Source organism: Bacillus sp. LR_5, from assembly GCF_042709275.1.
In genome coordinates, this window is record NZ_JAVAXX010000571.1 from 1 (window position 1) to 1,526 (window position 1,526).

At 44.7% G+C, this 1,526-nt stretch carries 2 protein-coding genes; both read right to left on the reverse strand.

Translation table 11 applies throughout. The features are described from left to right. The coding region (gene hslO / locus RAC86_RS38565; protein WP_377886939.1) for a redox-regulated molecular chaperone HslO at window positions 1-866 on the reverse strand (866 nt) is incomplete at its 3' end. An 11-nt stretch (window positions 867-877) separates the two neighbouring features. After that, window positions 878-1,526: type III pantothenate kinase (locus RAC86_RS38570; protein ID WP_377886941.1), on the reverse strand; the 649-nt coding region annotated here is incomplete at its 5' end.

Here is a 1,526-nt window from a genome sequence, read left to right on the forward strand (position 1 = left end):
GTTTGGTCACGAAGCCCTTCCAGCTCTTCTTTTGTAAATAAGTACTTTTCATTACAAAAATGGCATACTGCTTCGGCTTGTCCATCTTCTTCTATCATATCTTGAATTTCTTTTTTGCCTAGTCCTAAAATGGCTGTTTCGAACCGTTCTTTTGAACAAGGGCAATGGAATCTGACAGGCATCGTTTCCAAAATCTCAGGTTTCTCGCCTAGGACTTCTTCTAAAATTTCTTCTGGTGTCAGCCCTTTTTGGATGAGCTTAGAAATCGGCTCTACTTGAGATAGACGCTGTTCAATTTTTGTGATTGTTTCATCATCTGTTCCCGGCATCAGCTGAATAATAAAGCCCCCTGCCGCAAGAATGGTATTGTCAGGATTCACGAGCACACCTACGCCCACTGATGAAGGAACCTGCTCAGATGATACAAGATAGTAAGTGAAATCATCTCCTAATTCTCCTGAAACGATTTCTACTTGTCCTGTGAAGAACTCGCGCAAACCTAAATCTTTTACGACACTTAACGTTCCGTTTGTTCCAACCGCACGTCTGACATCAAGCTTGCCTTGTTCATTTAAATCAAAATGAACTTGCGGGTTAGAGACATAGGCTCTGACTTCTCCTTTGGCATTGGCATCAGCTACAATAGCTCCGATCGGACCTCCGCCCTCGATTTTCACGGTCAGCTTATCATCGCCCTTCAGCATAGCGCCGAGCATGAGTGAAGCTGTCATTGTGCGGCCCAATGCAGCGGATGCTGTCGGCCACGTACCATGGCGTCTCTGCCCCTCATTTACCATATCAGTCGTTCTCGCCGCATAAGCCCGAACTTTTCCGTCATACGCAAGTGCTTTTACTAAATAATCCATTACTAAACCTCCTATACACTTCCTACGCGGTTTCTTTCATAAATCAATTCCAGCCCTTTTAGGGTTAAGAATGGATCAACGATGTCTATACAATCTGATTCGTTCGCAATGAGCGGCGCCAGGCCTCCTGTCGCAATGACCTTTGGTTCCTGTTTTGCCTGCCATTTCATTCGCTTAACGATTCCTTCCACTTGGCCGACATAGCCAAATAAAATCCCAGATTGCATCGCGCTAACAGTGTTTTTTCCGATAATATTGTCGGGCCGGGTGATTTCGATACGCGGAAGCTTTGCTGCACGCGAGTAAAGCGCCTCTGTCGAAATTGTAATCCCAGGGGCAATCGCCCCGCCCATGTATTGTTTGTTTTCATCAATATAGCAGTACGTTGTGGCGGTTCCGAAATCGACAACAATTAATGGATTGCCGTATAAGTGTATCGCAGCGACAGCATTTACGATTCTGTCTGCCCCCACTTCTTTCGGATTGTCATATTTTATATTTAAACCGGTTTTCATACCTGGACCAACAATTTGCGGCTCGATATGAAAGTATTTTGTGCACATTCTTTCTAACGCAAACATGATTGGCGGCACTACTGACGAAATAATAATGCCATCTATCTGTTCAAACATAAGCCCGGAGTGATCAAATAAGGAGCGC